This is a genomic window from Spirochaetota bacterium (assembly GCA_026414805.1).
GTDB lineage: Bacteria > Spirochaetota > UBA4802 > UBA4802 > UB4802 > UBA4802.
Genome location: JAOAIH010000158.1, coordinates 335 through 826, shown reverse-complemented (window position 1 = coordinate 826; position 492 = coordinate 335). Strand labels below are relative to the sequence as shown.

General features: G+C 31.1%; 1 protein-coding gene. It reads left to right on the top strand.

Translation table 11 applies throughout. The annotated features are described in order from the left end of the window. On the top strand, window positions 1-492 hold a 492-nt coding region (locus tag N3F66_15130), incomplete at both ends, for a glycogen/starch synthase (GenBank protein MCX8125480.1).

The following is a 492-nucleotide window of genomic DNA, read 5'->3' as shown; positions in this document are numbered from 1 at the left end:
TTTGTATAGATAATAAAATTAAAGTTGAAATCTTTAATTTTCATGATTGGCAAACTGCAGCTGGTACTTGTTATCAAAAAACTTGGCATTGGAATAATGAATATATCGGTCAAGCTGCTACAATTTTAACTATTCATAATATCGGTTACCAAGGTAAATATTCAGCTAATGATTATGACTACCTTGGCTTGGGATGGGAAAATTTTCATAATATGGCATTCGAAGATTTTGGTGGCATAAATTTACTTAAAGGCGGAATTTATTTTGCTGATATGGTAAATACAGTTAGTCCAACTTACGCCAAAGAAACTTTAACTGAACTCGGCTCATTTGGCTTGCATACCTTTTTACAAAAGAAACGTGATAATTATGTTGGAATTTTAAACGGCGTCGATTATGAACATTGGAATCCTGAAACAGACCCATACATACCTTGTCATTACAATATAAATAACATCGAAAACAAAACTTTAAATAAAAAAGTTTTACAAG